15 protein-coding genes are annotated in these 13,448 nt (G+C 68.1%); 2 read left to right on the top strand and 13 right to left on the bottom strand.

The features are described from left to right. Window positions 1–16: 16 nt before the first annotated feature. The 6 genes from FBY20_RS26875 to FBY20_RS26850 form a co-directional block, all read right to left on the bottom strand. On the bottom strand, window positions 17–307 hold the full coding sequence (locus FBY20_RS26875; protein ID WP_056317005.1) for a hypothetical protein: 291 nt from the start codon (window positions 305–307) through the stop codon (window positions 17–19). 72 nt (window positions 308–379) lie between these two features. After that, a complete protein-coding gene (gene msrA, locus FBY20_RS26870; RefSeq protein WP_142055599.1) occupies window positions 380–1,093 on the bottom strand; it encodes a peptide-methionine (S)-S-oxide reductase MsrA in 714 nt (237 codons plus the stop codon). A gap of 34 nt (window positions 1,094–1,127) precedes the next feature. After that, window positions 1,128–1,637, bottom strand: a complete 510-nt coding sequence (gene msrB / locus FBY20_RS26865) for a peptide-methionine (R)-S-oxide reductase MsrB (protein WP_142055597.1) — start codon at window positions 1,635–1,637, stop codon at window positions 1,128–1,130. A gap of 59 nt (window positions 1,638–1,696) precedes the next feature. Beyond that, entirely contained in the window at window positions 1,697–2,023 is a 327-nt protein-coding gene (locus FBY20_RS26860; RefSeq protein WP_142055595.1) for a pentapeptide MXKDX repeat protein, read from the bottom strand. Window positions 2,024–2,064: 41 nt separating this feature from the next. Continuing rightward, entirely contained in the window at window positions 2,065–2,853 is a 789-nt protein-coding gene (locus FBY20_RS26855; RefSeq protein ID WP_142055593.1) for a molybdopterin-dependent oxidoreductase, read from the bottom strand. A 12-nt stretch (window positions 2,854–2,865) separates the two neighbouring features. Continuing rightward, window positions 2,866–3,492 carry a cytochrome b/b6 domain-containing protein gene (locus FBY20_RS26850; RefSeq protein ID WP_142055591.1) on the bottom strand — a complete coding sequence of 209 codons (627 nt, stop codon included), beginning with the start codon at window positions 3,490–3,492 and terminating at the stop codon, window positions 2,866–2,868. A 141-nt stretch (window positions 3,493–3,633) separates the two neighbouring features. Here FBY20_RS26850 and FBY20_RS26845 point away from each other — a divergent pair, with 141 nt between their 5' ends. After that, complete coding sequence (locus FBY20_RS26845; protein WP_062841313.1) at window positions 3,634–4,353, top strand: response regulator transcription factor; 720 nt, start codon at window positions 3,634–3,636, stop codon at window positions 4,351–4,353. Next, window positions 4,350–5,828 carry a HAMP domain-containing sensor histidine kinase gene (locus tag FBY20_RS26840; protein ID WP_142055589.1) on the top strand — a complete coding sequence of 493 codons (1,479 nt, stop codon included), beginning with the start codon at window positions 4,350–4,352 and terminating at the stop codon, window positions 5,826–5,828. The genes FBY20_RS26845 and FBY20_RS26840 overlap by 4 nt, the downstream gene beginning before the upstream one ends. Window positions 5,829–5,836: 8 nt before the next feature. Here FBY20_RS26840 and FBY20_RS26835 read toward each other — a convergent pair whose 3' ends face one another. From FBY20_RS26835 to FBY20_RS26805, 7 genes are all read right to left on the bottom strand, one after another. Continuing rightward, a complete protein-coding gene (locus tag FBY20_RS26835) occupies window positions 5,837–8,407 on the bottom strand; it encodes a PEP/pyruvate-binding domain-containing protein (protein WP_142055587.1) in 2,571 nt (856 codons plus the stop codon). Beyond that, on the bottom strand, window positions 8,404–9,051 hold the full coding sequence (locus tag FBY20_RS26830) for a TetR/AcrR family transcriptional regulator (RefSeq protein WP_056317026.1): 648 nt from the start codon (window positions 9,049–9,051) through the stop codon (window positions 8,404–8,406). The genes FBY20_RS26835 and FBY20_RS26830 overlap by 4 nt, the downstream gene beginning before the upstream one ends. Window positions 9,052–9,126: 75 nt before the next feature. Beyond that, entirely contained in the window at window positions 9,127–10,086 is a 960-nt protein-coding gene (locus FBY20_RS26825; RefSeq protein ID WP_056317030.1) for a DMT family transporter, read from the bottom strand. A gap of 122 nt (window positions 10,087–10,208) precedes the next feature. Next, window positions 10,209–11,078, bottom strand: a complete 870-nt coding sequence (locus tag FBY20_RS26820) for an AraC family transcriptional regulator (protein WP_255452513.1) — start codon at window positions 11,076–11,078, stop codon at window positions 10,209–10,211. Between the two features lie 102 nt (window positions 11,079–11,180). Then, window positions 11,181–12,479: an RNA polymerase sigma factor gene (locus tag FBY20_RS26815; protein ID WP_142055585.1), complete on the bottom strand. Its 1,299-nt coding sequence runs from the start codon at window positions 12,477–12,479 to the stop codon at window positions 11,181–11,183. Continuing rightward, window positions 12,476–12,883, bottom strand: coding sequence for a VOC family protein (locus tag FBY20_RS26810; protein WP_142055583.1), 408 nt, complete (start codon window positions 12,881–12,883; stop codon window positions 12,476–12,478). Before FBY20_RS26810 ends, FBY20_RS26815 begins: the two co-directional genes overlap by 4 nt. 38 nt (window positions 12,884–12,921) lie before the next feature. After that, the gene (locus FBY20_RS26805) at window positions 12,922–13,335 is read right to left on the bottom strand and encodes a YciI family protein (protein ID WP_056317037.1); all 414 of its coding nucleotides are present in this window, start codon (window positions 13,333–13,335) and stop codon (window positions 12,922–12,924) included. Between the last annotated feature and the right edge of the window lie 113 nt (window positions 13,336–13,448).

Raw genomic sequence — 13,448 nt, 5'->3', positions numbered from 1 at the left:
GGCGCGGCCAGGACGCTCAGGTGGCCAGGAAGCGCGTGACCTCGTCCCAATCGTTGGTCGACAGGGCGAGATCCTCGTAGTCGTCAGCTTCCTCGTCGTAGCGCGACACACAGAAGCGCTGGCTCCGGCCGGATTCGCGGTCGGCATAGTTGGCGTAGTCGACGTACACCTTCAGTCCACGCGCCTCGTTCGTGAATGAAGGCGCTGCGTCGATATAGCTCGACGAGTCTGAATACCCTTCGGGAAGGGGCGGCAGGGTGGTGATGTCGAAGTCGGGAAACTCGCGACGCAGGCGATCAAGGTTCATATGAGAAGCATATTGAGGCTGGAATCCTGACATTTTACGTTGCTCGCTGTCAGGCGCTCAGGCGTCCCCAATTTAATGCTTCGCACCCACCAGCACCGGCTTGTCCCGCCACCAATCCGGAAACGTCTTTGCCAGGTTCTCCACCTTGGGCACGTCATTGATCACGATGTACAGGCTGTTCGGATTGCGCACCAGATAATCCTGGTGATAGTCCTCGGCGGGATAGAAGGCCTGCAGCGGTTCAATGGTGGTGGCCAGCGCTTTGGGATACACCCCTGTCTTGTTGAGCTGCGCGATGTACGCCTCGGCCACCTTGCGCTGGCTGTCATTGGCGGGAAATACAGCGGACCGGTACTGCGTGCCGTGGTCGGGGCCCTGGCGGTTGAGCTGGGTGGGATCGTGAGCGACCGAAAAATAGATCTGCAACAGCTGGCCGTAGCTGATCTGCCGCGGATCGTAAGTGATTTCCACGGCTTCCGCGTGGCCGGTGCGGCCGCTGCCGACGGCGTTGTAGTTGGCCGTGCCGGCCTGCCCGCCGGCATATCCCGATACGGCGTTGCTTACGCCTTTCACGTGCTGGAACACGGCCTGCACGCCCCAGAAGCAGCCGCCCGCGATGACGGCTTTTTCCTGCGTGGCGGTTGCCGCCGCACTGGCTGCCTGGTCCGCGGCAGGCGGCGGGATGATGAAGGCCCGTTCGGCGGCTGGCGTGGCGCTTGAAATGAGGAGGCCGCCGGCGGTGGCGAGCGCGGCGCAGAGCCGGCGCAGGGAGGGATGCTTGGACATGATGTCGGGTCCTTTCAGGAATGCAGATCGCGTATCAGGCTTGCGGGGCGAAGGTCATCGCCACGCCGTTCATGCAGTAGCGCAGGCCGGTGGGGCGCGGGCCGTCGTCGAACACGTGGCCCAGATGGCCGCCGCAATTGGCGCAGTGGACGGCCGTGCGGATCATGCCGAAGCTGCGGTCGCGCGTTTCGCCGACGGCGCGGGGCAGGGGCTGCCAGAAGCTGGGCCAGCCCGTGCCGCTGTCGAACTTGGTCGAGGAGGAGAACAAGGGGTGTTCGCAGCCGGCGCAGGCGAAGGTGCCCTTGCGGTGTTCGTCGTTGAGCGGGCTGGAGTAGGGGCGCTCGGTGCCGTCGCGGCGCAGCACCTGATACTGCTCGCGCGTCAGGCGTTCGCGCCATTGCGCGTCCGTCAGCGTGTAGGGAAACGATGCCGTGGCCGGGGCCGCCTGCGCGCTGACGCCGCGCGCGGCCAGCAAGGGGGCAAGGCCCGCGGCGGCGGCTGCCGCGCCGCCCAGCCCCAGAAAGTGTCTGCGTTTGAGGTTCATGGCGAATTCCGTGCGGGTTCGTTCAGGCGGGGACCGGTTCACGCGGTCCCCGCGCGGGTTTACTTCTGCATGCCGTCCTTGGACATGCCGTCCTTGCCCATCGCGTCCTTGGACATTGAATTCTTGGACATGGAATCCTTGGACATCGAGTTCTTGGACATCGAATCCTTCGACATGGAGTCCTTGGACATGGAGTCCTTGGACATCGAGCCCTTCGACATGCCATCGCGAGACATCGAGTCCTTCTTCATGCCGTCCTGGGACGGCGTCTCCTTGGACATGCCGCTCTTGCTCATGCCTTCCTTGCCCATGGCGTCGGCGGCGTGGGCGGCCGTGGCGCCAAAGGCCAGGCACAGGGACAGGGCGGCGGTGGTCAGTTTGCTCATGATGCGTTCCTTTGTTCAGGGGAAAAAAGAAGGGAATTCACCTAGCTTCCGCCGAACCAGTTGTAGCCCTGGTCCTCCCAGTAACCGCCCGGGTAGGTGTTGGTGACGAAAATTGCCTGGATGTGCTTGGGGTTCTTGTAGCCAAGCTTGGTAGGCATGCGCAGCTTCATGGGGAAGCCGTACTCGGGGGGCAGCGTCCGGCCGTCGTAGGTCAGGGCCAGGATCGTCTGCGGATGCAGCGCGGTGGGCATGTCGATGCTGGTGTAGTAGTCGTCGGCGCACTTGAAGCCGACATACTTGGCCGACAGGTCGGCGCCGACGCGTTTCAAGAAATCCGCGAACGGCACGCCGCCCCATTTGCCGATGGCGCTCCAGCCTTCGACGCAGATGTGCCGGGTGACCTGGTCCACCTGCGCCATCGCGCGCAGCTCGTCCAGCCGCCAGCGGCGCTTGTCGGCCACCAGGCCGGTGACTTCCAGCCGGAACGACGCCTCGTCCACCTGCGGCACCTCGTCGATGCCGTAAAAGGCATTGAAGGGAAACGGCCGGGTGATCATGGATTCGGGATAGGTCGGCGCAAGTTTGGCGGGATCGAAGATCCAGCCCTGCACGCGGTCGTTGAAGCGTGAGACGGCCGACAGTGCCTGTTCGACGCTCTCGTCGTCGGACAGCGAGCACCCCGACAGCATGGCCAGGCCGCCTAATGTCAGGCCGCGGCGCAGGAAGGCGCGGCGGGACGGCTGCTCGACGCGCTTGTCCAGCAGTTTCCCGGCTTCGCGCAGGATGGCCGGGGCGTCCAGGCCCGGCGGAAGGCGTCGTTTATCGGTCATGGCAGGCTCTCCCTATTTGCCGCGGATCATGGTGAGCAGGCTGCGGGGCACCAGCGCCACCATTGCCAGGTGCACGGCGACAAACCCCGCCAAAAGCGCCATTGCAAAAAAGTGCACGCGCCGCGCGGCCTCGTAGCCGCCCATCAGGTCGCGCAACAGGCCGAACTGCACGGACTTCCACAGCACCAGGCCGGACAACACCAGCACGGCGATGTCCACCATCACAAAGAGGTACGCCAGACGCTGCACCTGGTTGTAGCGGCGCGGGTCGGCGTGCGACAGCCGGCCCCGCAGCGCGGCCAGCAGGTCGCGCACGACGCCGCCCGGGCTGACGGGCAGGAATTTGCGCCACAGACGGCCGCTGGCGGCGTTCAACGCCAGATAGATGAGGCCATTGGCAACCAGCAGCCACATGCCGGCAAAGTGCCACTGCAAGGCCCCGCCCAGCCAGCCGCCCAACGTGATGCCGTTGGGAAAGGTGAAATCAAAGAAGGGCGCGGCGTTGTAGATGCGCCAGCCGCTCATGGCCATGATGACCACGGCAAGGGCGTTCAGCCAATGCGTCACCCGCAACCAGCGGGGGTGTATGGCCGGCTGAGGTGCGGCCGGCCCCTGATCTAACGCGGGTGGAGCCATCATGGCGGTCTCCGGTGAATGTCGTTGGACGCATTCTTCCCCGGCGCCAATACCGAAGTCCTCACGCAAAGTTAAATTAAATGTGAACTTTGGCCCCCGCCGATTGGCGACAATAGGCGCATCGCTCACGCCCCAGGTTGCCCAATGGATACGCCCCGCCGCGTACTGATAGTTGAAGACGACGCCCACATTGCCGAACTGCTGCGCCTGCACCTGCGCGACGAGGGCTACGCGGTCGAGCATGCGGCCGACGGCAACGAGGGCATGCGCCTGCTTGAAGAAGGCGGCTGGGATGCGCTGGTGCTGGATCTGATGCTGCCGGGCATCGACGGCCTGGAAATCTGCAAGAGGGCACGCGCGATGGCGCGCTACACCCCCATCATCATCACCAGCGCACGGTCCAGCGAGGTGCACCGCATCCTGGGGCTGGAACTGGGCGCGGACGACTACCTGGCCAAGCCGTTCTCGATGCTGGAACTGGTGGCGCGCGTGCGTGCGCTGCTGCGCCGCAGCGATGCCATCGAACGCAACGCGCGCCAGGAGGCCGGCAGCCTGTCCGTCCATGGCGTGTCGATCGACCCCATCGCCAGGACGGTGGACGTGGATGCGCGCCGCCTGGACCTCACGCCCCGCGAGTTCGACCTGCTGCACTTTTTTGCGCGGCATCCGGACAAGGTGTTCTCGCGCATGGACCTGCTGAACCAGGTGTGGGGCTACCAGCACGAAGGATACGAGCACACGGTCAACACCCACATCAACCGGCTGCGCACCAAGATCGAGGCCGACCCGTCCGACCCGCAGCGCATCCTGACGGTCTGGGGCCGGGGCTACAAGTTCGCGGCCGCGCCGGGGGGACAGCCATGAAACGCTTCACCCTGACCCAGCGCCTGTCGGGCGTGTTTGCTCTGCTCTTGCTTGCCTGCTGCGGCGCGTCCGCCTGGCTGCAGATCGCGGCCAACTCGCGCTATGAACAGGAGGTCGTGCAGCGGCTGTCCAGCGGACTGGCGCAACATATCGCCGGTTCCACCGAACTGATGGACGCCAGCGGCTGGAAGCCGGGCGCGGTCCGGTCGATGTTCGACATGCTGATGACCGTGAATCCGGCGGTTGAGGTCTACCTGCTGTCGAGCGATGGCCGCATCGTGGGCGATGCCGCGCCGCCCGGGCAGATCAAGCGCGAACGCGTGGACCTCGGTCCGGTCAAGCGTCTGCTGGCCGGGGGGATGCTGCCCATCACGGGCGACGATCCGCGCAGCGCCGATGCGCAAAAGGTGTTCAGCGCCGCGCCCGTGCGCGTGGATGGGCGCGAACAGGGCTATGTGTACGTGGTGCTGCAGGGGCAGGCGCATGATGCGCTGGCGATGGATGTGTCGCGCAGTTCGGTGCTGCGCACCACGCTCTGGTCGATCGCGCTGGTGGCCTTGCTGGGATTGGTGGCGGGGCTGGCCGCGTTTGCGCTCATCACGCGGCCGCTGCGGGGGCTGACACGCGCGGTGCGCGCGTTCGAGGGCGACGACGGCCAGGCGCTGGCCGCGCTGGAGCAGCCGGGCGACGCGTCCGCCCGCAATGGCGACGAGATCGCGGTGCTGCGGCGCACGTTTGCGCAGATGGGGCGGCGCATCTCGGAACAGTGGCGGGAACTGACGCGCCAGGACCAGCAGCGCCGGGATCTGGTCGCCAATATTTCGCACGATCTGCGCACGCCGCTGACATCGCTGCACGGGTATCTGGAAACGCTGCGATTCAAGGACGAGACGCTAGCGCCGGCCGAGCGCCGCCGCTATCTGGACATCGCGCTGGCGCAAAGCCGCAAGGTGGGACGGCTGGCGCAGGAACTGTTTGAACTGGCGCGGCTGGAATCCGGATTGGTGCGGCTGGAGCCCGAGACGTTTTCGCTGCTTGAACTGGTGCAGGACGTGATGCAGAAATTTGAACTGGCCGCCGAGGCGCGCCAGCAGCGGCTATCCACGGATATTGCGCAGGCGCTGCCGCCCGTGCGTGCGGACCTGGGCCTGATCGAGCGCGTACTGACGAACCTGTTGGACAACGCGATCCGCCATAGTCCGCCGGGCGGCCGGATCGAGCTGCAGCTGGGTCTGGCGCGCAACCGCGTGCGCGTGCAGGTCAGCGATTCCGGCGCGGGCATCCCGGATGAACTGCGCGCCGGGCTGTTCACGCGCGCTTCGGCGTTGAACCGGGGGCCTAGCGAGGGCGGCGGGTTGGGGCTGGTCATCGTGCAACGCATCCTGCAACTGCACCAGAGCGAGATCCGGCTGGTCGACGACGCCGAAGGCGGGGCGGTGTTTCAGTTCGAATTGGCGGCGGCAACGCCCGCCTGAACGACATATCAGCCGGGCGCTTCGCCCGTCACGCGGTGGATGATGCCGCGCACCGCGTCCACCTCCAGCACATCGCCGGTGGCGACGTCTTGCAGGATGCCGTGGACGCTGACCACGGCGGGGATGCCAAATTCGCGCGCCACGATGGCGGCGTGCGACAGATAACCGCCGACTTCCATCACCACCGCGCCCGCGCGCAAAAAGAGGGGCGTCCACGCCGGGTCGGAAGACGCCGCGACCAGGATGCCGCCGGCCGGCATCGCCAGGCCCTCGTCGGGCGTGCGCGCCACGAACGCGCGCCCACGCGCGCGGCCCCCGGCCACCGGCGTGCCGCGCCAGGCGTTCATTGCGCCGGCCGCAGGCGCGCGCGCTTCCTGTTCGCGGGCTTGCGGGGTGGCGCCGGCGTGATCGGTGATGACATCCAGATCGGGCAGGGCCGACCAGGCCTGCAATTGCGCCCGCCGGGCCGTGGCGCGCCGGCCCAGCGCCGCCGCGCCGATCCGGCCGTCCGCCAGCGCGAAGATCTCGGCCGCATTCAGGTGGAAGACGTCGTCGGGCGCGGCCAGCCCGTGCGGACCGGCGGTGCGGCGACCCAGTTCCAGCGCGCTTCGGCGGGCCGCGGCCAGGTAAGCCACGAGCACGCTGCGCGCCGCCTCGCGCTGGTTGCCTTCCAGGCGGGAGGCGGCCAGCAGCTTGGCCGCCAGCGGCCGCTGCCAGAAGGGCAAGGCACGGCGCACGCGGCGCCATGCCTCTTGCGCGGCCTCGCGTTGCCGCGCGCGCAGGGCGGCCGGATCGGCGCCGATCAGGTTCAGCACACTATTCAGCAAATAGCCCGGCGCCTCGCGCCAACGCGGGTTGCGCAGGTAGGTTTCGTACACGGCGCGATGGCCGTAGCGGTCCAGGAATTCGGCAAAGACCGTCTTGAAGGGGCTGACGCCTGGCAACGCCTCAGCCCACGCGGCGTCGTCGCGGTCCGGCGCGCGAAGCCAGGCAAGCGCCTGCGCGTCCTCGGCCGCCAGCTGGGCCAGCGTCATCAGGGCGTAGCCCTGCTGCGCGGTGACGCTGGGGTCGCCGCCTGCCATCAGGGCGGCGGTCAGCGCATGGCCTTCGCCGGGCACCGCTTTCTCGACCAGTTCCAGCAGCTTGGAAAGCGCGCCGCCCCCCGAGCCCTGCAAAAAGAACAGTTCATCCGCGGCCAGCACGGTTTCGAACTGTTGGCGCAAGCTGGCGCCCAGCGCGGGGTTGGACGCCGGCAAGGGCGCCCTGAGCCATTGCTGCGCGCGGGCCAGCAGACGGGGCAGGTTGTCGGCGGCGTGACGGCGCAGGGGCGCGGCGCGCCGCAGATAGCGCACGATGCGCAGGCCGTGCCGCACGCGCTGGCCCAGGGACAGCGGCTTCACGTGGATCTCGGGCTGTGCGCCGCCCAGCAGCGCGTTCATGTCGCGGGGCTTGACCCCCAGCGCGTCGTAGCCGACCCACTGGATGACCGAGGCATTGAGATAGGCACGGCCATGCAGCAACGCGGCCAGCCGCACGCCGGGCAGGGTTTCGTAGCCGCTCAGTTCGAATCCGCAGGTCAGCATGCGCTGGGCCATGACGCGCCCCGCATCCCATTCCATTGCCGACATCACCTGCGGCAACACTTCGCGCGTGTTGCCGCGCGACCAATAGTCGGGCTGGCCTTGCAATGCGGGATAGGTGTGGCGCGCGGACGCGGTGACGGGCCGGGCCTGCACGATCCAGAATCTCTCGCCGTCCCACGCCCACTCGATGTCGTAGCCGGCGCCGCTGTAGTCCAGCGCGCGGGCGGCGTCGCGAGCCATGTCGCCCAGCGTTTCGGCCTGGGCATCCGTCAGCACGGCCTGCGCGGCGCGCGCGGCGGACGTGTCGCTGAGCCGCGTTCCTCCGTTCGCGGCCGGCGTCGTGGCGAGGCGCTTGGCGCCGATGCGCCGCCGCGCGACGGGCCATGCCTGGCGCAGGTAATCCTCGCGCAGGTGGTAGGCGTCGCCGTCCGCCTCGCCGTTCACCAGCGACTCTCCCAAGCCCCAGTTCGCATGGATGACCATCTCGTCGTGGCGGCCCGTCGCGGGATCGATGGTGAAGGCGATGCCCGAGGCCACCGCGTCGATCATCGGCATCACCACCACTGCCATGCCGCCCGCGCCGTCCGCCGGCAGGTCAAGACGCTGACGGTAAGCCTTAGCCTGGGGCGTAAATAGCGAATCCCAGATGCGCCGCAGCGCCTGGCGAACCGCCTCGGGCCCCCGCACGTTCAGGCAGGACAAGTGGATGCCGGCAAACGAGGCGCGCGCGGAGTCCTCCTGCGGCGCGGACGAGCGCAGCGCCAGAGGACGATCAAGCCAGCCGCGTTCGCACAAGGCCTCATGCAGCGTGTTCAACACGGCGTCGGGCACGTCCCGGCCCGGCTGATGGGCGTGGCTGGCCTGCGCGGCCAGCACGAAGCCGTCCGGCACCGGCACGCCGAACTGCGCCAGGCGGCCCAGTTGCCAACCCTTGCCGCCCGCGGCTTGCGGTCCGGATTCGGCCGCCGCCGCCCAGTCCAGCACCAGGGCGCTCATGCCGCGCTACCGCCGACGCCGTCCACGAAAAGGGTGATGGCGGCGTCAAATTCCTGCTTGAGCGATGCGCCTGGCTGGTCCAGCCAGCGCAGCAACGCGCCCAGGTAAAGAAACTGAAGGTGGTGCGCCAAGAGGTCCGCGTCCAGGTCTGACCGGGCCTGGTTTGCCGCTTGCGCGTCCTGGATCAACGTCGCGAACACACGCTGCAGGCCGCTGCGCGGATGGCGTTCGTCGTCGCGTCCGGTGGTCTGCATGCTGGCGAAGCGGTAGCGCAGGTAAGGGCCAAGATAGGCGCGGTGCGATTCGGACCAGTGTGCCGAGGCATGCAGCAGGCGCGTCAGCCGCGCGGCAAGCGTGGGCAGCGCCTTCAGCGCCGGCCACAATTCGGCCAGGGACGCCGCCAACTCGGCGTGAAAGCGGTGCGCCAGCAGCGCTTCCTTGACGGGAAAGTGGTTGTAGAGCGTGCCTTTGGACACGTCCGCCTGCGCGGCGATCTGCTCCATCGTGATCGCGTCGTACCCCAGGGCCTCGAAGAGCCGCCATGCGGTCTGCGTCAGATGGTCCAGCGTCTGCTGGCGCTTGCGTTCGCGGCGGCCGGCGTCGGCAGCGTCGGCGGCGGGCGAAAGAAAAGAAGAGAAGGGCATGGCGGATTCAATAATTAGACGACGTTGAAAATTATACGACGTCTAATTATTTGTGCTGGCGGTCGGCAAGAGGCGTCAGGCCTCCGCCGCGGCGGGCTCGGGTTTCACGCGTACCGCCCGCAGAATGCCGACCATCAGGCAGCCGATGCCGACAAGCGTCAATGGCGCCGGCATGGCGCCGCGCAGGATAAAGGCGTACGCCAGCGCGGCCAGTGTTTCAAACACGATGAGCTGACCGGCCAGCGCCGTGGGCAGGCGTTGGCTCGCTTCGTTCCAGCACAGCGTGCCAAGCCAGGACGCGAACAGCCCGATGGCGATCATGAGCCCCAGAAACACGTCGGGCCGCGGACCCAGCGGCATGTCGAAACGGCTGCCGGCGGCCGACATGCCGATCCACAGTAGCGCGTAGCCCGCCAGCGCCAGCGGCAGCGTGGCCACGCCCTGCGCGGTGGCCCACGTGCGAGGACTTCGGCCGGGATGGTCGCGCAGCCAGTCGGCGTTGCGCAGCGGATACCAAGTCCAGCAGACGACCGCGCCCAGCGCCAGCACGGCGCCGATCGCGTAGCGCGACAGGTCGGCGTCCGGCGCCTGGCGCAGCGCCTGCAGCTCCACCTGATTGACGCAGCCGATGCCGATTGCGATCAGGGCCAGCGACGGCGCCAGCCGCTTCCACGGCAGCCGGCCGTCGCGCCGGGCATTGCGCAGGTTGGCGCTGATGGCGATGACCACGGGCAGCGTGCCGATGATCATGGTCGGGACCGGGCCGCCGGCGCGCTGGATGGCGCTGGCCAGGCACAGGTAGTACAGCAGGTTGCCGATGGCGGCGAGCTTGACCGCCTCGATCCAGTCACTGCGGGTCAGGCGGCGCAGGTTGCGCCGGTCCAGCCAGGCGAGCGGAAGGGCGATCAGGCCGAAGGCAAGATAGCGGGCCACGGATTGCAGGGCGGCGGGGTATTCCGGCAGCAGCAGCGGCCCGATGAAGACCAGCCCCCACATCAGGCCCGCGGCCAGGGCGTAAAGGGTTCCAGCCCACATACGTTGCTCCAGGTCGTGAATGCGGGCAGTCTAGCCAGCGGCGCGGGGCAGATCTTGTACGAGATTGCGGTGTGGGGCCACTCGCCGTGCGTCACTCGCCGTGCGCCACTAACCGTGCGTCACTAGGCGTGCCCCTGCCTTTGATAGCGCGCGGGGGTGACGCCGTAGCGGCGCGAGAACGCGCGGGTCAGATGGGCCTGGTCGGTCAGGCCGGCCGCAAGGGCGACCTGGGCCGGCGGCATGCCCGCAGCCAGCAGGCGCTTGGCTTCGTACAGCCGCAGCGCCATCAGCATCTGCTGCGGGGTGGCGTGATGGTGCGCCTGGAAGCTGCGCAGGAAATGGAAGGGGCTCAATCCGGCTTGCGCCGCCAGTTCTTCCAGCGTCAGACGCCGCGACAGGTTCGCGCGCAGGTACTCGATGACGTGGGCGAATCGCGGCGCGCCCTGGGCGGCGGCCGGGCGCGGCACGCGGGCATGCGGCCGGAACTGGACCAGCAGCGCGTGCAGCGCGCTGTCGAACGCCAGCGGTTCGGACGCGTGCCACAGCGTATCCAGCAAAGCCGTCACGCGTTGCGCTGCCGGGGCATCGTGTCCGACCGCCGCGCCGAACCACCAGCCCGATTCCCCCGTGACCCGCGCGGCAACGTCCGGGTCGACGTAGACCATGCGGTAGCGCCAGCCGCCTTCGGTTTCGGCGCGCCCGGTGTGCAGCTCGTCCGGGTTCATCAGCACCAGCGAGCCGGACGGCGCCAGATGGTCGGCGCCGCGATAACGGAATCGTTCGACGCCGGATTCGATGGCGCCCAGTCCGAAGGCCTCGTGCGTATGCGGTTCGAACGCGTGACGGACGATGTGCGCGCGGTAGAGCTCGACGCCGGGCTGGTGGGCCGGCCGGCGGAACTGCGCGCGGTCATTGGGATGGTCGAACGCCGCCGGCACGCCCATGATCGGGGGCGCGGCCATATCGGGTGGGGCGGCGTCGAGGGGTTGCATGCCTGGGATTTAAGCACGCCGTCACGGCGGTCTTCCACCCCGCGCCGCAGACCCCGCGCCGCAGACCCCGTGCCTCAGACCCCGCCCCTCGGATTCCGCACCTCAATTCGCAGGGCCGCCGTCCGACTCCTGCGGCATCTCCTGCGCGCGCGCCAGCAGCAACGCGCGTTCGCGGGCGTTGCGCGTCATCGCCGCCGCGCGTTCGAATTCGGCCCGGGCTTCGGCGCCTCGGCCCAGTTTGGCCAGCAGGTCGGCGCGCACGCTGGGCAGCCAGTGGTAGTTCGCCAGCGACGGGTCCGAGGCCAGCTGGTCGACGAGGTCCAGCGCGGCCTGCGGGCCGAACGCCATGCCGATGGCGACCGCGCGGTTCAGTTCCACCACCGGCGACGGCGCAGCCTGGGCGAGCGCGTCGTACAAGGCCACGATGCGCGGCCAGTCGGTTTCCGCGGGCGTGCGGGCCTGGGCGTGGCAGGCGGCCAGCGCGGCCTGCAGCGCATAGGGACCGCGCGCGCCGCCCAGCGCATCGGCGCGCGCCAGCGCCGCCAGTCCGCGGCGGATCAGCAGCGGATCCCAGCGCCGCCGGTCCTGGTCCATCAACAGCACGGGCCGGCCCTGGCCATCGGTGCGCGCGTGTAGGCGAGATGCCTGCAATTCCATCAGCGCGGCCAGGCCGTGCACTTCGCCTTCGGCCGGCGTCAGTTCGGCCAGGATACGCGCCAGGCGCAGCGCTTCGTCGCACAGGCCCGGCCGCATCCAGTCGTCGCCCGAGGTTGCGGAGTACCCCTCGTTGAAGATCAGGTAGATGACCTCCAGCACGGACGCCAAACGCGGCGCCCGGTCTGCCGCCGACGGCACCTCGAACGGCACGTTGGCCGCGGACAGGGTGCGTTTGGCGCGCACGATGCGCTGCGCAATCGCCGATTCCGATGCCAGGAAGGCTCGCGCAATTTCCGCCGTAGTTAGTCCGCCCAGCAGGCGCAGCGTCAGCGCCACGCGCGCCTCGGTGGACAAGAGCGGATGGCAGGCCGTGAAGACCAGGCGCAGCAGGTCGTCGCCGATGTCGTCCTGGCGCGCCGCGTCCAGCGCGTCGACGAAGTCGGGCTCCACGTCGGCCTGCAACGCCTCGAGTTCATGGCCGATCTGCTCGTGCTTGCGGGTATGCAGCGCATCGAGCCGCAGCCGGTCGCGCGCACGGTTCTTCGCAGTGGTCATCAGCCATGCTCCGGGATTGTCCGGCACGCCAGTCTGGGGCCAGCGTTCCAGCGCGGCGACCAGCGCATCCTGCGCCAGTTCTTCGGCCAGTCCCACGTCGCGCACCAGGCGCGCCACGCCCGCGATGACGCTGGCGGATTCGATCCGCCAGACCGCTTCGATGGCGCGATGCGTGGCCGCGATCGTCATGCGCCGGCCGCGTCGCCGGGAACCATGTAAACGAGTTCCCAGATATGCCCGTCCAGGTCCTCGTACCCGTGCGCGTACATGAAGCCGTGATCCTGCGGCGCCCGCGGCGCCGAGCCTCCCGCTGCCACGGCGCGCGCCACCAGGTCGTCGACCTCGGCCCGGCTCTCGCACGACAGGCAGACCAGCACTTCCGTCGTCTGGGTGGCATCGGCCACCGGTTTGCCGGTAAAGCCCTTGAAGAAGTCCTTCACCAGCAGCATGACGTACAGGTTGTCGCCCGCGACCATGCAGGCGCCCTGGTCGTTGGTGAAATCGGGATTGAAGCTGTAGCCCAGTTTCTTGAAGAATGCCTGGGACTTCTGCATGTCGTTGATGGGAAGGTTGACGAAGATCTGCTTGTGCATGGCGTGTCTCGTTGCAAGGTCGGGGTGGGTTTGGGGGCTCAGAGGCTGGGAGCAGGCATCTGGCGGAAGCGCTCGACTTCCTGGCTGGGTTCGAAGTCATCCAGTTCGAACACCTGGCGCACCTCGATCTCGCAGGGCTGGCCGGGGAAGGGCGACGGAAAGCGCATCGCCCACTGCATCGCCTCTTCGCGCGAGCGCACCTGGATCATCGTGTAGCCGGCGATCAATTCCTTGGTTTCGGCGAACGGCCCGTCGATCAGCTTGCGTTCGCCGCTGCCGTCATAGCGCACGCGCCAGCCCTTGGAGGTTGGCTGCAATCCGTTGGCATCCAGCAACACGCCCGCCTTGACCAAGGCTTCGTGATAGGTCGCCATCGAGGCGAGCAGGCTGTCGTCCGGCATCATGCCGGCTTCGCTATCGGGCGTGGCCCGGACGATGATCATGAATCGCATCTGAATCTCCTGGGTAGGCAAGGGCCGGAGGGGCGCTTGTACAGGTACGACGAACGCGAATGCCCCGGATCGACATCAACCTTGCAAATTCAGGGATAACCCCTAGCCGATGG

This window comes from Achromobacter sp. SLBN-14, assembly GCF_006715415.1.
Classification (GTDB): domain Bacteria; phylum Pseudomonadota; class Gammaproteobacteria; order Burkholderiales; family Burkholderiaceae_B; genus Achromobacter; species Achromobacter mucicolens.
The sequence above is the reverse complement of the archived record's forward strand: the minus strand, read 5'-3'. Positions and strand labels throughout refer to the sequence as shown.

Bases quoted from the DNA above. Each gene is read 5' to 3' on its own strand.
- FBY20_RS26875 (WP_056317005.1), bottom strand. From the start codon at position 307: ATGAACCTTGATCGCCTGCGTCGCGAGTTTCCCGACTTCGACATCACC.
- msrA (WP_142055599.1), bottom strand. From the start codon at position 1,093: ATGTCCAAGCATCCCTCCCTGCGCCGGCTCTGCGCCGCGCTCGCCACC.
- msrB (WP_142055597.1), bottom strand. From the start codon at position 1,637: ATGAACCTCAAACGCAGACACTTTCTGGGGCTGGGCGGCGCGGCAGCC.
- FBY20_RS26860 (WP_142055595.1), bottom strand. From the start codon at position 2,023: ATGAGCAAACTGACCACCGCCGCCCTGTCCCTGTGCCTGGCCTTTGGC.
- FBY20_RS26855 (WP_142055593.1), bottom strand. From the start codon at position 2,853: ATGACCGATAAACGACGCCTTCCGCCGGGCCTGGACGCCCCGGCCATC.
- FBY20_RS26850 (WP_142055591.1), bottom strand. From the start codon at position 3,492: ATGATGGCTCCACCCGCGTTAGATCAGGGGCCGGCCGCACCTCAGCCG.
- FBY20_RS26845 (WP_062841313.1), top strand. From the start codon at position 3,634: ATGGATACGCCCCGCCGCGTACTGATAGTTGAAGACGACGCCCACATT.
- FBY20_RS26840 (WP_142055589.1), top strand. From the start codon at position 4,350: ATGAAACGCTTCACCCTGACCCAGCGCCTGTCGGGCGTGTTTGCTCTG.
- FBY20_RS26835 (WP_142055587.1), bottom strand. From the start codon at position 8,407: ATGAGCGCCCTGGTGCTGGACTGGGCGGCGGCGGCCGAATCCGGACCG.
- FBY20_RS26830 (WP_056317026.1), bottom strand. From the start codon at position 9,051: ATGCCCTTCTCTTCTTTTCTTTCGCCCGCCGCCGACGCTGCCGACGCC.
- FBY20_RS26825 (WP_056317030.1), bottom strand. From the start codon at position 10,086: ATGTGGGCTGGAACCCTTTACGCCCTGGCCGCGGGCCTGATGTGGGGG.
- FBY20_RS26820 (WP_255452513.1), bottom strand. From the start codon at position 11,078: ATGCAACCCCTCGACGCCGCCCCACCCGATATGGCCGCGCCCCCGATC.
- FBY20_RS26815 (WP_142055585.1), bottom strand. From the start codon at position 12,479: ATGACGATCGCGGCCACGCATCGCGCCATCGAAGCGGTCTGGCGGATC.
- FBY20_RS26810 (WP_142055583.1), bottom strand. From the start codon at position 12,883: ATGCACAAGCAGATCTTCGTCAACCTTCCCATCAACGACATGCAGAAG.
- FBY20_RS26805 (WP_056317037.1), bottom strand. From the start codon at position 13,335: ATGCGATTCATGATCATCGTCCGGGCCACGCCCGATAGCGAAGCCGGC.